This window comes from Synechocystis sp. LKSZ1 (genome assembly GCF_040436315.1).
Lineage (GTDB): Bacteria > Cyanobacteriota > Cyanobacteriia > Cyanobacteriales > Microcystaceae > Synechocystis.
In genome coordinates this window covers 2,672,793-2,688,696 of record NZ_AP031572.1, presented here as the reverse complement: position 1 = coordinate 2,688,696, position 15,904 = coordinate 2,672,793, and the positions used below count along the sequence as shown (strand labels likewise).

Sequence of the window (15,904 nt, the reverse complement as noted above, 5' to 3'; positions counted from 1 at the left end):
TCTGGCGGTCAAAGACGACAAGCCAGCGCCTAACAATTCGTCCCATCTGGCTTTGATTAACAGCAATGAGACTCCGACTCTCTAGTCAGAACGAATTCAACTAAAACGGTGGGTTAAGGCCCGCCGTTCGCTGTGAAAGCCCCCTGTATTCGCTTTGCCCAACGGGAATTTACGCCACCTCTCACTATCATTGACGATTCTTTAACACGCATTTTAGACGAAAGGACATTTTGCCATGACTGCTCTAGCCGACCAAGTTGCGATCATTACCGGAGCCTCGCGGGGCATTGGCCGGGCCACGGCCCTGGCCCTAGCAGAAACGGGGGTCAAGGTGGTGGTGAACTATGCCCAGTCCAGCACGGCGGCGGAAGCCCTCGTGGCCGAAATCGAAGCTCTAGGCAGTCAGGCCCTGGCCCTTAAGGCCGATGTGTCTAAACCGGAAGAAGTCGATAACTTAATCGAGGCCACCCTAGGACAGTGGGGGCGCATTGATATCTTGGTCAATAATGCTGGTATTACCCGCGATACCCTGCTCCTACGCATGAAGCTAGAGGATTGGCAGGCGGTTCTGGACTTAAACCTCACGGGCGTGTTTCTCTGCACCAAAGCCGTTTCCAAGCTGATGCTGAAACAAAAGAGTGGTCGCATTATTAACATTACCTCCGTGGCTGGCCTGATGGGTAATCCGGGCCAAGCTAACTACAGCGCTGCGAAGGCCGGAGTCATCGGGTTTACCAAAACCGTTGCCAAGGAACTGGCTAGCCGGGGGATTACCGTCAATGCCGTGGCACCGGGCTTTATCGCCACTGACATGACCCAAGACCTCAAGGCCGACGATATTCTCCAGTTCATTCCCCTAGGACGTTATGGTCAACCCAAGGAAGTTGCGGGCATGATTCGCTTTCTGGCCACGGATCCCGCCGCCGCCTACATTACAGGACAAACCTTTAATGTGGATGGGGGCATGGTGATGCATTAAGTATTTTCTCGGATGCGACGGCGGCCCACTCTGTATTTTCCGTAAATTTGAGACCCCCAGGTCAGCATTTTCCCCGTTACAGTAGAGGAAATAATACTTTCCTGGTCAATGGCTATGTCCTTTAACCTTTCAGAAATTGGCAATATCAAACTAGAGTCTGTTCTTCAACAAGGTATTGATACTTTCTTTAAGCGGCAACAGGAAAATAAAACTGCTCAAGGTGTTGCTGAAGTCCCTGTCCGTAAGCGCTCCCTCGACCGGGATGGCACGCTCTATGAACTCCCGCCGACGAATTCCTACACTCTGGCGGCCTACCAAATTCGGCGCCAAGGTTCCAAGGGGTCGATTATTGTCACTTTAGATCATCTCCGCAAACTGTACCAGTCTCTTAATCGCGAGGTACTGGCGGAGGCGGCCAAGGGCGACCTGAGTCGGGCAGAGGCTTATCTCAAAAAGCAAAAGAATATTGACATTAGTCACTATACCCACCGCCTTAAGGTTTTTCGGGCCAACCAAGCCAAAATTCTGATCTGGCTGATTGATTTGGATTTACACAAGGAAACCTCGGACGAGAATTCCTACGGTAGTGGCACCGCTAAGGCCATGCTGGAATCTCTCATGGGCAGTTTTCTGGATGAACCCAAGGCCCTTGAGCATAAAAATGATTACCTGGATGTCTTGGTAGAAGAAGATTGGGTGGCTCACCTGGCAGCGGCGGCTCGGCCTTTCTACAACCATAGCCAGCTTTCCTACAAATTAGTCTTTCGCAAACCGCCCCGCTTTGCGTTTTAGGCCATGAAGTCGTTGGGGTCTAGCCAGACTTGGTGCTCAACGTTCAGTTGGTAAAGCTTATTTTCTGCCAGACCGGCCCACAGGCTTTTGTACTTAGAATCCAGGAGGTAGCGTTTGTCCACTGGATTGGCCTGCTTCATGGTTTCTACTAGGGTATAGGTGAGTTGCTTGGCGGTAATGTCGGATCCGTTAATCTGAAAGTGAAATAAAAGGTCACGCTGGGGGGGCTGGCTAATGGGTTCCACAATACAGGAAAAATCATGGCTGACTTTGTTGTTGAGATATTGGGGACGCGGCATGACTCGGCCCTGAAAATCTGTCGTTTTTTGAGTGTTGATTTGACTCACCAATAATAAATGATGGGCCTCGGGGCTAGCTTTAAGCAGGCCAGAGTAGTAGAGCACGATCGGGGGCGTCAGATTAGTTGAGGCCTTGAATTCCCAATTGGCCTTATCTAGAGGGAGATAGGTTAAAAAGTTATACCATTCATTCATCGGGATGGATTCCCCAGGATTGAGAGGTTATTGGGGAGGCTTGGATCTAGGTCAAGACTGTTTTGCAGGACTTGGTGACAGGTCGCCACAGAAGCCCCTTCGGCCATGGCCTGCATCAGATTTTGGTGAGCAGAGGTGTGGCGTTGCAGATAATTTTTAGCCTGGAGCAGAGCCCAGCGTTCCTTGAGGGGCCATTGTTGAGGTGGTAGGCCCGCTAGGGCCAAGGCCTGCTGGAGTTGCTGACGATCATTTTGGCCCCCCTGGGCCTGGCCGTATTGCAGTTGTTCGGCGGCAATCCCCGCCATCCAGACGGTAGACCAACGTTCTAGCAGTAACGGAAAGTCTTGCCAACTTTGATCTAGCCCACTCAGGTCGAATTGCACCCCAGTCTGGCCCGCTTGGCCCCGACGAAAGACCTGCCAGGCCCCGAGTTGGTAATCTAGGACGGGAATGCCAAGGCAATAGGCCACCAAAAAGTGGCCCGCTTCGTGGTGGAGTTGGCGTTGCTTTTCCGCCGGACTGGCCCAAAAATTCAGTAACAAATTCGTGCCTTTACCCTCCCAACCCAACTGATCCGCCGTCACCAGGCCCAAAACGCCGAGGGTGCCCAGGGCCGGTAAGAGGGGAGAAAGATGAAAGAGAGGCCCCAGCAGAGCCGAGAGGGTCATGGCAAAAATGGCGATAGCAACGGCATTGATGGTAGTGTCCGACATCGGCCAATTATTTGGTAAGGAACTTTTTCCTAGGGTAAAGGATTTTTTAGTGCTCTGGGCCCAGTTGACCCAGGACTTGAGTATAGTACTCCAGGCAATGAAAATGCTGATAGGCCTGTTGCATATTGCTGAAAGCATCTAGTAGACCCGGTTTCTGCAAAAGCAGGGTGATCTGTTGCCAGACCTGGGCTGGGTCGTGCCATTGCAAAATCAATTCCTCTAAGTGATAGCGGCGCAGTTCCTGGGCCATCCAAGTCCCCTCTGTTACCAGGGGCAGACGGCCCGCAATCACGGCTTCAGTAAAAATACCGGATGTGCGTTCCCGATAGGCCTGGAGGTCGTAGGGAATCAAAATAATACTGCTTCTTTGCAACCATTGGCCGTAATCTTCGCGGCTGAGGTGGTCAGGGAGCAATTCTAGGGCCACACCTTGGGGCACAGAGGTTAATTGGGTACTCTGGGCCGCTACCAAACAAAAATCCGCCGCCCAGGGGGTCGGGGTTTGGCCTAAACGGCGGATAATTTCCCAACCCTTTTCGGGACGAGGGGAACCGGGCCACCAACAGTAAATCGGTCTTGTTTGGAGGTTAATCAGCTCCAGGGCCGGAAAATCCGTATGGGGAATCGGCAAGACCGTGAAGGGAAACTGGAAATAGGCTTGGAGGGATTGGCCCAGGGATTCACTATCGGTTAAAAAAATACAGTTTTGGGGCCTCAATAGACGGCAGAGGGCCTGATTCAAGCGCTTGTAGAGGCCACGGGTTTGGTCTCGGTGGACATCTCGACGATAGAGGAGCCAGAGGCTTAGGTTGGCCCGCTGGGCCGGGGAAAGCAGGGCCAGGGCCAACACTAGGGCCAGGAGTTGCAGATGGATAAAGCGCTCTAGAAAAAGTACTGTCGGCTCTTGCGTGGGTAAGGCCTTTAGGTTTTGGGCAATACTGTGGGCCAACTGCCAAACCTGGGGTAGGCGGAGTGCTTTGCTAAGGAGATTGCCGTCCGCTTCGAGATCCACAGGGGCCAAACAGGGCCGCCAGGTTTGAGGGAGATTATCCACCGGACTCTGCTGGGGAATCCAGGCCTCGTGGATCCAACCCAGGGCCATCACCGCTTGGCTAAAGGCCTGGTGGTAGGGAATGATATGGCCCTCGCCCCCCATCAGGTTGGGAATCAAGGAAACACAACGTCGGGGAGGGTTAGCCATGGGCCCTCAATAAACAAACAGTATCGCTGACTTGGTCAAACACCGGAATAGCTTGGGAAAATTGGGCCAGTTTAGCCTCTGTTTCCTGGCCCCGGCCAGTACGAACGAGGAGGGGTTGACAACCGGCTTGAATGGCCGCGTGGAGATCACTGGGGGCATCGCCTAGGAAATAGGATTGACCCAAATCAATATCGTATTGCTCGGCCGCCTCGAAGAGCATTTGGGGAGAGGGTTTACGGCAATCACAGGCATCCTCTGGATGGTGGGGACAGAGAAAAATATCCGTAAATTCCACCCCAAAGGGACGGTAGAGTTCCGCCAGACGATGGTGAATGGCTTGGACATCCGAGACACTGAAGTAGCCGCGGCCAATCCCCGCCTGGTTGGTGATGATGATCAGAAGATAGCCCGCTTCCTGCCATTGCTTGAGGGCCGGGCCCGCGTCACGGGGAATCTGGACTTGGTGGGGACGACCCAGGTAAGGGATGTAGTTAATGACGACCCCATCCCGGTCGAGGAAAAGGGCCTTGTGGGCAGTAGGACAAGGAGCAGGCGTATGCACGGGCCGAGTTAGGTAACGTCTCTAGGACATTAAACCATAACGCTACTGCCTAGGCCTTTTTGGGCGAAGAGTTTGGCTTCCACCTGTTCGCAGATGTAGTGGTAGGTCATCAGGTGAATTTCTTGGATGTAGGGAGTACTTTTTTCTGCCACAAACAAAGGATAGTCCACAAATTCCTGGAACAGGCCGCCATTATTGCCGGCCATGCCGACGGTCATCAGCCCCATATCCTTCGCCCGCTTGAGTGCATGGAGCACATTAGAGGACTTGCCGGAGGTGGAGAGGCCCCATAGAATATCGCCGGGTTGGCCCAGGGCCTCGACTTGACGAGAAAAAACAATATCAAAACTGTAGTCGTTGCTGATGGAGGTCAGGATAGAAGCATTGGTGGTGAGAGCAATGGCAGGCAGGGCCTGACGATTGAACTGAAAACGGCCCACAAATTCCGCCGCTACATGCTGGGCATCCGCCGCCGATCCGCCGTTACCGCAAATTAAAAGCTTTTGACCCTGTTGGAATTGCTGACAGATCAGGGTGACAACGGCTTCAATAGCCTGACAGTAGTGAGTATCAAAGGATTGTTCGATACAGTGCAACCGTTTTTGAATCCAATCAGACATCCTAACTCCTCACAGCTAAAACAAACGGCGTAGGTTTTTGACGGGAATTTTTGCGTCAATACTCTCGGCTAAAAATTGAGTAGTCCCCATTCTAGTCGAGTTGAGTCCCAATTAACCAGGGAGGATTCTCGCCCCCTAGACCCTTGCAAGCCCTAGACGAAAAACAAAAGAAAATTGTGTCCAGAGCAAAGCTTAATTTGATTGGAAGAAAACGGGCCCTGGGCCAGACCTTCGCCATCATAGCGGATAGAAAGCTAGCCCTTTCCGGGCCGGCCCTCTGGCCCCCTTCACCCTTTTCCCGGCATTGTCCTTACCGACGGAGTACTGTATGAACCTCGTTACTAGCAATCCTCTAATTCAAGTCGAAGATGACCGTACCGGCTTGAGCGTCGAAACCCTCAAGCGAGCGATTGCCGATAATCTTTTTTATATTCAGGGCAAATTTCCGGGCATTGCCACCCAACAGGACTGTTACATGGCCCTGGCTTATACGATCCGCGACCGCCTTCTCCAACGCTGGCTGAATACCTATCAAACCTACCTGGCCAAGGAAAATAAAGTCGTCTGCTATCTCTCCGCGGAATTTCTGGTGGGGCCACATTTGGGTAATAATCTGATCAACCTCGACCTCTGGGAGCCTGTCAAACAAGCAGTGGAAGAATCGGGCCTCGATCTCCAGGCCTTAATCGACATTGAAGAAGAGCCGGGCCTGGGTAATGGGGGCCTGGGACGTCTGGCCGCCTGCTATATGGACTCCTTAGCCACCTTGGAAATTCCCGCCATTGGCTACGGTATTCGCTACGAATTTGGCATTTTTGACCAGGAAATTCGGGACGGTTGGCAGGTGGAAATTACAGATAAATGGCTCCAGTACGGTAATCCCTGGGAAATTGCCCGGCCAGAGGCGGCGGTTTTGGTCAAACTGGGGGGCCATACAGAGACCTACACCGATGACAAGGGCCATTATCGGGTGCGCTGGATTCCCGGCTCGGTAGTCAAGGGTATTCCCTACGACACGCCTATTTTGGGTTATAAAGTCAGCACTGCCAATAATATGCGGCTCTGGCGGGCTGAAGCGGCGGAATCCTTCGATTTTCAGCGTTTTAATATCGGTGATTACTACGGGGCCGTCAATGAAAAAGTAGCCTCAGAAAATTTGACAAAGGTACTGTACCCCAACGATGAACCCATCCAGGGCAAGGAACTCCGGCTGGCCCAGCAGTACTTTTTTGTGGCCTGTTCGCTACAGGATATGATTCGCCTCCACTTCTTTGAAAACCAGTCCCTGGATAACTTTCACGAGAGTTTTGCCATTCAGCTTAACGATACCCATCCCGCCATCGCGGTAGCGGAATTAATGCGGCTGTTGGTGGACGAACACGGTATGGATTGGCACCAGGCCTGGGGGATTACTCAAAAAAGTCTGGGTTATACCAACCACACCCTCCTGCCCGAGGCCCTGGAAAAATGGTCTTTGGAACTCTTTGGTAGTCTTCTGCCCCGCCATTTAGAAATTATTTACGAAATCAATCAACGCTTTCTCGATGAAGTCCGCCTGCGTTATCCCCAGGATGGTGACAAACTGGCCCGACTGTCCTTGATCGATAACAGTGGCGAACAATACGTCCGCATGGCTCACCTGGCCTGTGTCGGTTCCCATGCCATCAACGGTGTCGCGGCCCTGCACAGTGAGTTGCTCAAGGAAACCGTCCTCAAGGATTTCTATGAACTCTGGCCCGAAAAATTTAGCAATAAAACCAATGGGGTGACGCCCCGCCGCTGGATGGTCTTAAGTAATCCCCGCCGTAGTCGTTACATTAGCCAGTACATTGGTGATACTTGGATTAAAGACCTCGACCGGTTACGCGATCTTGAATCCCTCGTGGAAGACAGTCAATTCCGACAGGGATGGCGAGAGATTAAATATCAGGTCAAGCAGGACTTAGCCGCTTACATCCAGCGCAAAAATAATCTTACCGTTGATCCCCATTCCCTCTTTGATATTCAAGTCAAACGCATTCATGAGTACAAGCGCCAGCACTTAAATATTCTCCACGTCATCCATCTCTACCTGCAACTCAAAAATAATCCTCAGTTGGATATTCCCTCCCGTACCTTTATCTTTGGGGGTAAAGCCGCTCCCGGTTACTTCATGGCTAAGCTGATTATCAAATTGATCAATGCCGTCGGTGAAGTAGTGAACCGGGATGCCAGTATCGGCAACCGCCTCAAAGTGGTTTTTCTGGCTGATTACAATGTGACCCTGGGCCAACGAGTTTATCCTGCCGCTGACCTATCGGAGCAGATCTCGACGGCAGGGAAGGAAGCTTCGGGAACGGGCAATATGAAGTTTTCCATGAACGGGGCCTTAACCATCGGCACTCTGGATGGCGCTAACGTGGAAATCCGGGAAGAGGTCGGAGCCGAAAACTTCTTCCTCTTTGGCCTGACGACACCGGAGGTCAATCAACTGAAGCACAATGGCTATCATCCCTGGGACTACTACAACGGCAATGCTAACCTTAAGGCCGTGATTGACCTGATCAATTCGGGCTTCTTTGCCCACGGCGATACCGGCCTGTTCCGACCCCTAACCGATTCCCTCTTATCCCAAGACCCTTACTTGGTTCTCGCTGACTTCCAGGCCTATGTGGATTGCCAGGCCCAAGTCAGCCAAGCTTACCAGGATCCAGAACAATGGTCGCGGATGTCGATTCTCAACGTGGCCCGTATGGGTAAGTTTTCCTCGGATCGTTCGATTCGCGATTACTGCCGAGAGATTTGGAACATTCAGCCCGTGCAGATTGAACTGCAAGACCTCTGCCCTGATGGCACTTGCCTGCTGATTCCCCCTGAAAAACGGAATTATCATTAGTCCTCTCAGCCATCCCGGCCAAATTTTCGTGTTATAACCTAAAGCAACCCTTAGCTATATTGTGCGGTGGCTAGGGGATTGTTTTATTGACGAGCCATTTTTCTGAAATTTTCCGACAATGGTTTTCCTTGCTGTGGAGGATTGGCAAACCTGGCCCCTGAGATTAAACCTGGCCTCGCAACTTTAACCCTTAATTCCAGGTCATACTAGCCAATCTGGCTTTGGTGTTAATCCCGATTCAATTCCCATTTAAGTTTAGATATACTCCATGCGTGTTTTACTGGTCTATCCCCTTTTCCCGCCCACCTTCTGGTCCTACGAAAAAATCCTAGAACTGGTGAATCGCAAGGTGCTTCTGCCTCCCTTAGGCTTAGTGACGGTGGCGGCGATTTTACCCCAAACCTGGGAATTTAAGTTGGTAGACCGGAATATCCGCGCGGTCACCGAAGAAGAATGGGCCTGGGCCGACCTAGTGCTCTGCTCCGCCATGATTGTGCAAAAGGAAGACCTGTTAGAGCAAATCCGTGAGGCTAAACGACGAGGCAAATTAGTTGCGGTGGGGGGCCCCTACGCGACCTCTGTCCCTGAAGAAGTCGAGGGCGCTGGGGCCGATTTTCTGATTTTGGATGAAGGCGAATTAACCCTACCCCTCTTTATCGAGGCTGTTGAACGGGGGGAAACCCAGGGCGTTTTTCGGGCCACGGAAAAGCCGGATGTCACCAGTACTCCCGTCCCCCGCTACGACCTCCTGGAAATGGATCAGTACGACTCCATGTCAGTGCAATTCTCGCGGGGCTGTCCCTTCCAGTGTGAATTCTGCGACATTATTGTCCTCTACGGCCGCAAACCCCGTACTAAAACCCCGGCTCAGTTACTCAAAGAACTGGACTACCTCTACGAACTGGGCTGGCGTCGGGGCGTGTTTATGGTGGATGACAATTTCATCGGCAATAAGCGCAATGTCAAACTTTTGCTCAAGGAACTGAAGGTCTGGCAAGCGGAGCATGGCTATCCCTTCCGTTTTAATACCGAGGCATCTATAGATCTAGCTGATGACCAAGAACTCATGGAACTGATGGTGGAATGCTTCTTTGACGCAGTCTTTTTAGGCATCGAAACCCCCGATGAAGAGAGCTTGCAGATGACCAAGAAGTTCCAGAATACCCGCACCTCCCTGGCGGATTCCATCGATAAAATTATCCAAACTGGCCTGCGCCCCATGGCGGGTTTTATCATCGGTTTCGATGGTGAACAAAAAGGAGCGGGGGAACGCATTATCCGCTTTGCAGAACAAGCAGCTATCCCTACGACCACTTTTGCCATGCTCCAGGCCCTGCCTAACACGGCCCTCTGGCACCGCTTGGAAAAAGAAGGTCGTCTCCGGGCCAATAAGGATGGCAACATCAACCAAACGACCTTGATGAACTTCATTCCGACCCGGCCGCTAGAGGACATCGCCACTGAGTATGTCCATGCCTTTTGGCAACTCTACGATCCCCATCTCTACCTTGACCGTATTTACCGTTGCTTTTTGAAATTGGGCGCCCCAAAATGCCATCCCCCGGCCAAACTGCCTAGTTGGATAGATATTAAGGCCCTGGCCATTGTGATTTGGCGGCAGGGAATTAAACGGGATACCCGCTGGCGCTTTTGGCACCATTTATTCGGGATTTTGCGGCAAAATCCAGCAGTTTTTGAGCATTACCTCACCCTCTGTGCCCATAACGAACACTTTCTAGAGTATCGGGCCATTGTCCGCCGCGAAATTGAGGCCCAATTAGCGGAATTTTTGGCCCAGGAACAAGCCCCAAAGCCGGTGGTACCTCAACCGGAACTTCTCACGGCTTAGCCAGGAATCAAGGCGTGGGTATCCCCATTGGGACAATTGGCCCCCGTCCCCTGCCCCCTTCGCCCTTTTTAGGCCAAGGGGAATCCGTTTTAAAGTCCCTTTTCTCAGGTGGGAGAGGGATTGATACCAATTCTGCAAGTTACAGCGATCAAATTTTGCCCCTCTACCTCTGGCACCGCTCTTTCACAGGGGGAGGGTCGCACAGCGGGGGGTCTAGGGGTGTAGTCGGACTTTAGAGATTTAGTGCTAGGGTGAAGGTTTTAAACGTGAGATCCTCCCAAGATAGGGCCATGAAATTTAATATTTTTTACCTGGCTCCCCCCAATAAACACTGCTAAATTATGGACTGTATAAGCTAATTAGCAACGTTGATAGTTTGGTAATACTAAATTTTGTCACCAGAGCATTGATTTCTAAAGTTTCTGTTCCAGCGTCGCGCTGACGATCTCCTATGACCTTAACTTCTTTTCCTTGGCTGACAGCCATTATCCTCTTTCCCATTGTAGCGGCTCTATTTATTCCGTTAATCCCCGATAAGGATGGCAAAACCGTTAGGTGGTATTCCCTCACCGTCGGTCTGATTGATTTTGTTCTGATTGTCTATGCCTTCTACAGCGGCTATGACCTGAACCGTCCTGGCCTACAGTTGGTAGAGAGCTATACGTGGCTACCGCAGATTGATTTGAAGTGGTCGGTGGGGGCCGATGGACTGTCGATGCCCTTAATCATCCTGACGGGCTTCATCACGACGCTGGCGATTATGGCGGCCTGGCCCGTCACCCTCAAGCCCAAGCTGTTTTATTTTTTAATGTTGGCCATGTACGGCGGTCAGATTGCCGTTTTTGCCGTGCAGGATATGCTCCTTTTCTTCCTGGTGTGGGAGTTGGAACTCGTCCCCGTCTATCTGATTCTTTCCATCTGGGGTGGGAAACGGCGACTCTACGCCGCCACTAAATTCATTCTCTACACCGCTGGCGGTTCCCTGTTTATTCTGCTGGGGGGCCTAACCATGGCCTTTTATGGGGACGTGGATACCTTTGACATGGCTACCATTGCCAGCAAGCACTTTCCCCTCAATCTGCAACTCCTGCTCTACGCTGGATTTTTGATTGCCTACGGCGTCAAACTGCCCATTTTTCCGCTCCATACCTGGCTCCCCGATGCCCACGGTGAGGCCACAGCTCCGGCCCACATGCTCCTAGCAGGGATTCTCCTCAAAATGGGAGGCTACGCCCTCCTGCGCATGAATGTGGAAATGTTACCCGATGCCCACGCCATTTTTGCCCCAGTGCTGGTGATTTTAGGGGTCGTCAACATTATCTACGCGGCCCTCACTTCCTTTGCCCAGCGCAATCTCAAGCGAAAAATTGCCTATTCTTCGATCTCCCACATGGGCTTTGTCCTGATCGGCATGTCCTCCTTCACCGATCTGGGCATGAGCGGAGCCATGCTACAAATGATTTCCCATGGCCTGATCGGGGCCAGTTTGTTTTTTATGGTGGGGGCCACCTATGACCGTACCCATACCTTGATGCTGGATGAAATGGGAGGGGTCGGCAAGAAAATGAAAAAGGTCTTTGCCATGTGGACGGCCTGTGCCATGGCTTCCCTGGCCCTACCCGGCATGAGTGGTTTTGTAGCCGAGTTAATGGTATTTGTCGGGTTTGCCACTAGCGATGCCTACAACCCTGTTTTTCGTACCATCATCGTGGTGCTCATGGGGGTCGGGGTGATTTTAACGCCGATCTATCTGCTCTCCATGCTCCGGGAAATGCTCTATGGCCCTGAAAATGAGGAATTGGTGAGCCACACCCGTTTGATCGATGCCGAGCCACGGGAAGTCTTTATTGTCGGTTGTCTGCTGGTGCCGATCATTGGCATTGGCTTTTATCCCAAGCTAGTCACTCAGATCTATGACACCACCACCCAGCAGTTAACGGCCCTAGCCCGTCAATCGGTGCCAAGCCTACGACAACAGGCGGCTGGGCTCCCGCCATCGGATCGACCCTGGCAGGCCCCTCCCCTGCGTTCCTAGCCGAAAAACCATCACGCTAGGAAATGTCTTGATCTCTCAACCAAAACTAATACAAAAGCAATAATTTCGGTAAAATAAAGCTCCCGGTTTTAGAGCCTGTTTGTACAGCGATTAAACTGTCCCCCAGATCCCCCCTTGGGGGACTTTGTTCTTGATTGAGAATTTTGGGCACTAGCAAACATGAGCTCGATGGGGGAACAGGGTATCAATTGAGACGTAAACTATGAGTCAGCAATTTCGAGAACTGCTTCAAAAAGTTGGGAGTGGCCAGCATACCCACCAGGATTTAACGCGGCCAGAAGCGGCCCTGGCTGCCCGTTTGATGCTGACGGGCGAAGCAACCCCCGCCCAAATTGGCGCTTTTTTAATTGCCCACCGCATTAAGCGTCCCACGGGCCAGGAACTAGCGGGGATGCTCGATACCTACGATGAATTTGGCCAACGTTTGGCCCCTCTCCCTCCAGAGGCCCCCAACCCCCTCGTGTTTGGCGTTCCCTACGATGGCCGCAGTCGCACAGCTCCCGTGCTTCCGTTGGTAGCCCTTCTACTGGCGGTGATGGGCCAGCCGGTGATCCTCCATGGTGCTGATACCATGCCGACTAAGTACGGCTTACCTCTGGTGGATATTTGGGCGGCCCTGGGCCTGGATTTCCGGGCCTTGGCCCTGACGGAGATTCAGTCACTTCTCCAAGAAACCCATCTGACGTTTTACTACACGCCGCGCCATTTTCTGGCTACCTTACCCCTCACGGAATACCGGGAACAAATTGGCAAGCGTCCTCCCCTGGCCACCCTGGAACTAATTTGGTCTCCCTATGCTGGCCCTGCCCGGCTGGTCATCGGTTACGTTCATCCGCCTACGGAAAAAATGATCCACGAGGCCTTTCAGGCCAGAGGAACCAGTCCCTATACCCTGGTCAAAGGCTTAGAAGGCAGTTGTGACCTCCGGCTCAGCCAGACGACCATTGTGGCCCTCCCTCCATCCCAGCCGACGGATTATCTCAAACTTGACCCCTATGCCTCGAATATGGCTGGCCCGGATTGTGTCCTGACCCAAGCAGAAGACTACTATCAAGCACTTCGCCAATTGTTGTATGAACCTGACTCTGCCCCACTGGCCCTGCGCCAGGCCTTTTTGTGGAATGGGGGCTTTTATCTCTGGCACGCAGGCCTTTGTACCAATCTTCAGCAGGGCCTAGAACTGGCCCGGCAGTCTCTCCAGCAGGGGGCACTCCGACAAAAATGGCAACAGCTACAGAGCCGGATTCCTATTAGCTAGGCCAATGCTACTTTTTTTGAGTGCTACGGTGGATTGCTAGACCTTTGTTGTATAATTTAATATCCTGATTTCCTATTCGTACAAAGCTTAGGTCGCTCTCGGTAAGCTCATCGATAGCCAAGCAAGTTTTTAAGATGAACTGATTTTCAAGTCTCTAGTGCTATGGAAGCCATTCAAGTTGAGTACTCTGGTCAAATAGAAGTCAATACAGGTAAAAACCCTAGGGAGCTTTATGCTCATCAAAATGAGGCAATCAAGGCACTAAACGAGAAAAATCAGTTACCCTTTGAGGGATTATTAGTTTTGCCAACAGGTGGCGGGAAAACTTTAACAGCAATTCATTGGTTATTAAGAAGCTTTATTGACAAACAAAAAAAGGTTTTGTGGATAGCTCATCGGCATGAGTTACTTGACCAGACATTTGAGACTTTAAAATTCAATGCCTACTCATCATTACTGGCTGATGTTGAGAGATTTAGATATCGTGTGATCTCTGGTCATCCTAAGCATGATCGTCCCGTTAATATTCAGCCGACAGACGACATTATTATTGCTAGCAAAGATAGTTTAAATAGTGGACTTAATTACCTCACAGATAATTGGATTAATCATGCTGATACAATTCTTTTGGTGATTGATGAAGCTCATCATGCAACAGCAAAAACCTATCGAAAATTGATTGAAAGTATAAAGCAGAATTTTCAAGAAAGAGGGAAAACAAATGGCTTTAGAATGCTAGGGTTAACGGCAACTCCATTCAGAACGGACGCGGGTGAAAAAGGTTTACTAAAAAAAGTTTTTCCAGATGACATCATTTTTTCAGAACACCTTAGAACACTTATTACAAGAGGTATTCTTGCCGAACCTATTTTTGAAAACCTTGAGACAGATCTAGACTTTTATAGAGAACTTACAGAGAAAGATGTTAGGGCAATTGAGGATTTTGATAAACTTCCCAAGAAGATTGCCGAAAAAATTGCTATGTCTAGTATTCGCAATAAGCGGATCGTCGATCATTATGTTGAAAATCGTGACAAATACAAACCTCTATTAGTTTTTTCTGTTGATATTCAACACGCAATTGCATTAAATGGGTTATTTAAAAAACGGGGTATTGACTCTGACTTTGTGGCTTCCAAAATTACGGATGATGGAACTGGTGCTACAATTTCCGTAAAAGAGAACTCGGAAAAAATTAAGCGCTTTAGAGCAGGAGAAATAGAAGTTCTTATTAACGTAGAGATGTTAACCGAAGGGACTGATTTGCCCAATGTGCAAACGGTTTTTCTGGCACGTCCAACTACGTCTACTATTCTCATGACTCAAATGATTGGTAGGGCGCTACGGGGACAGCGAGCAGGAGGTACAGAAAAAGCCTATATCGTAAGCTTTATTGACGATTGGGAAAATAAAATAAATTGGGTTAATCCTGAAAAATTAACGGATATTGAAGGTGTTGAGTTTGTTGACAAAGAACTCGATACAATGAAGAGAATTGCTCGACTTATTTCAATCGAGAAGATCGAAGAATTTGCTCGTATAATGGATGACTCCATCGATACCACCGCCTTAGAAAAACTTGATTTTTTAACACGAATTCCTGTTGGAATTTATCGCTTCTCGATCCTTGAACCATCTGAGTCTGGTGAACCTCTCTCTAGAGATTATGATGTGCTTTTATACAACGATACAGAAGATGCTTATGACAGCTTTGTTAATGACTTGTCCGCTATATTTCAATGTATTGATGCTCAAAATAGAGAGATTTTAACCGATGAAGAGCTAGAGTATCTATTGCAACAAACAAAGGATATTTACTTCCCTGATCATCCTTTCTTGCTAGGTTACAGAGACGATGATGTGAAAAATATTTTACGTTTTTATGCCCAAAAAGAAATAAGGCCGGAATTTATTGCTTTTAGTGAGCGCAGAAAGTGCAACTCATCAATTGTTGCATCATATATTTATGACAATAATCTAACACGGAAACAGCAAAAAGAATATCTCACCTCCCTATGGAATGATAGTCAGTCCTTCTGGCAGGTTATATTTGGCTACAAGGAACTATATTTTAAGAAACAGGTAGAAATTGAACTTGATAAACTGGATGGATATTATCATGATCTACCCGTCGTCGCTCCGAAAATAATTCCTGATTCGGTACCATTAGAAAGACTTACACTTATTGAAATCCGAGAACGGGATCCAGCCGAGTACAGAAACATTAAAGATGCTGTTTTTGCTAGATTCACAGACGCCAAAGGTTTTATTACTTGTGCAATGAGTGGACTTAAGAGCCAGATGCGTCGGGATTTTCAAATCGATCACATTATTCCTATGTCCAAGGGGGGCTTAACTACACTTGAGAATCTTCAGGTCTTGTCGCGTAAAGCACACATAGAAAAAACCCGGTCGGAGAATCTGAAGTTCCCCTATAAGTCCTAGACTTGGTAGCTTGAAAATCAAGTTCTTAACTGACGGTTCGCTCATTTTACACAGGTAGCG

The 15,904-nt window shown here is 50.0% G+C and carries 12 protein-coding genes; 7 read left to right on the top strand and 5 right to left on the bottom strand.

What is annotated here, in order from left to right:
- The first annotated feature begins 235 nt into the window (after positions 1-235).
- Both fabG and ABXS88_RS12145 read left to right on the top strand, forming a co-directional pair.
- A complete protein-coding gene (gene fabG, locus ABXS88_RS12150; protein ID WP_353672311.1) occupies positions 236-979 on the top strand; it encodes a 3-oxoacyl-[acyl-carrier-protein] reductase in 744 nt (247 codons plus the stop codon).
- Positions 980-1,093: 114 nt separating this feature from the next.
- Positions 1,094-1,771 carry a hypothetical protein gene (locus ABXS88_RS12145; RefSeq protein ID WP_353672310.1) on the top strand — a complete coding sequence of 226 codons (678 nt, stop codon included), beginning with the start codon at positions 1,094-1,096 and terminating at the stop codon, positions 1,769-1,771.
- Here ABXS88_RS12145 and ABXS88_RS12140 read toward each other — a convergent pair.
- Genes ABXS88_RS12140 through gmhA form a run of 5 tightly spaced genes read right to left on the bottom strand, consistent with a single transcriptional unit; the run spans position 1,768 to position 5,361 of the window.
- The gene (locus tag ABXS88_RS12140) at positions 1,768-2,265 is read right to left on the bottom strand and encodes a hypothetical protein (RefSeq protein WP_353672309.1); all 498 of its coding nucleotides are present in this window, start codon (positions 2,263-2,265) and stop codon (positions 1,768-1,770) included. The two genes, ABXS88_RS12145 and ABXS88_RS12140, sit on opposite strands and share 4 nt — an antisense overlap.
- Positions 2,262-2,978: an ATP-dependent Zn protease gene (locus tag ABXS88_RS12135; protein WP_353672308.1), complete on the bottom strand. Its 717-nt coding sequence runs from the start codon at positions 2,976-2,978 to the stop codon at positions 2,262-2,264. Before ABXS88_RS12135 ends, ABXS88_RS12140 begins: the two co-directional genes overlap by 4 nt.
- Positions 2,979-3,024: 46 nt before the next feature.
- A complete protein-coding gene (locus ABXS88_RS12130) occupies positions 3,025-4,179 on the bottom strand; it encodes a hypothetical protein (protein WP_353672307.1) in 1,155 nt (384 codons plus the stop codon).
- Positions 4,172-4,741 (bottom strand): HAD family hydrolase, encoded by a 570-nt coding sequence (locus ABXS88_RS12125; RefSeq protein ID WP_353672306.1) that lies wholly within the window; start codon positions 4,739-4,741, stop codon positions 4,172-4,174. The genes ABXS88_RS12130 and ABXS88_RS12125 overlap by 8 nt, the downstream gene beginning before the upstream one ends.
- A 29-nt stretch (positions 4,742-4,770) precedes the next feature.
- Positions 4,771-5,361: a D-sedoheptulose 7-phosphate isomerase gene (gene gmhA / locus ABXS88_RS12120; RefSeq protein WP_353672305.1), complete on the bottom strand. Its 591-nt coding sequence runs from the start codon at positions 5,359-5,361 to the stop codon at positions 4,771-4,773.
- Positions 5,362-5,689: 328 nt separating this feature from the next.
- On the opposite strand from gmhA, the gene ABXS88_RS12115 reads away from it, so the two are divergent.
- The 5 genes from ABXS88_RS12115 (at position 5,690) to ABXS88_RS12095 (ending at position 15,844) form a co-directional block, all read left to right on the top strand.
- Entirely contained in the window at positions 5,690-8,236 is a 2,547-nt protein-coding gene (locus ABXS88_RS12115) for a glycogen/starch/alpha-glucan phosphorylase (RefSeq protein ID WP_353672304.1), read from the top strand.
- Between the two features lie 268 nt (positions 8,237-8,504).
- On the top strand, positions 8,505-10,085 hold the full coding sequence (locus ABXS88_RS12110) for a DUF4070 domain-containing protein (protein WP_353672303.1): 1,581 nt from the start codon (positions 8,505-8,507) through the stop codon (positions 10,083-10,085).
- A gap of 451 nt (positions 10,086-10,536) precedes the next feature.
- Complete coding sequence (locus tag ABXS88_RS12105) at positions 10,537-12,120, top strand: NAD(P)H-quinone oxidoreductase subunit 4 (RefSeq protein WP_353672302.1); 1,584 nt, start codon at positions 10,537-10,539, stop codon at positions 12,118-12,120.
- Between the two features lie 223 nt (positions 12,121-12,343).
- Positions 12,344-13,399 carry a hypothetical protein gene (locus tag ABXS88_RS12100; RefSeq protein WP_353672301.1) on the top strand — a complete coding sequence of 352 codons (1,056 nt, stop codon included), beginning with the start codon at positions 12,344-12,346 and terminating at the stop codon, positions 13,397-13,399.
- 162 nt (positions 13,400-13,561) lie between these two features.
- On the top strand, positions 13,562-15,844 hold the full coding sequence (locus ABXS88_RS12095; RefSeq protein ID WP_353672300.1) for a DEAD/DEAH box helicase family protein: 2,283 nt from the start codon (positions 13,562-13,564) through the stop codon (positions 15,842-15,844).
- The last annotated feature ends 60 nt before the right edge of the window (positions 15,845-15,904 follow it).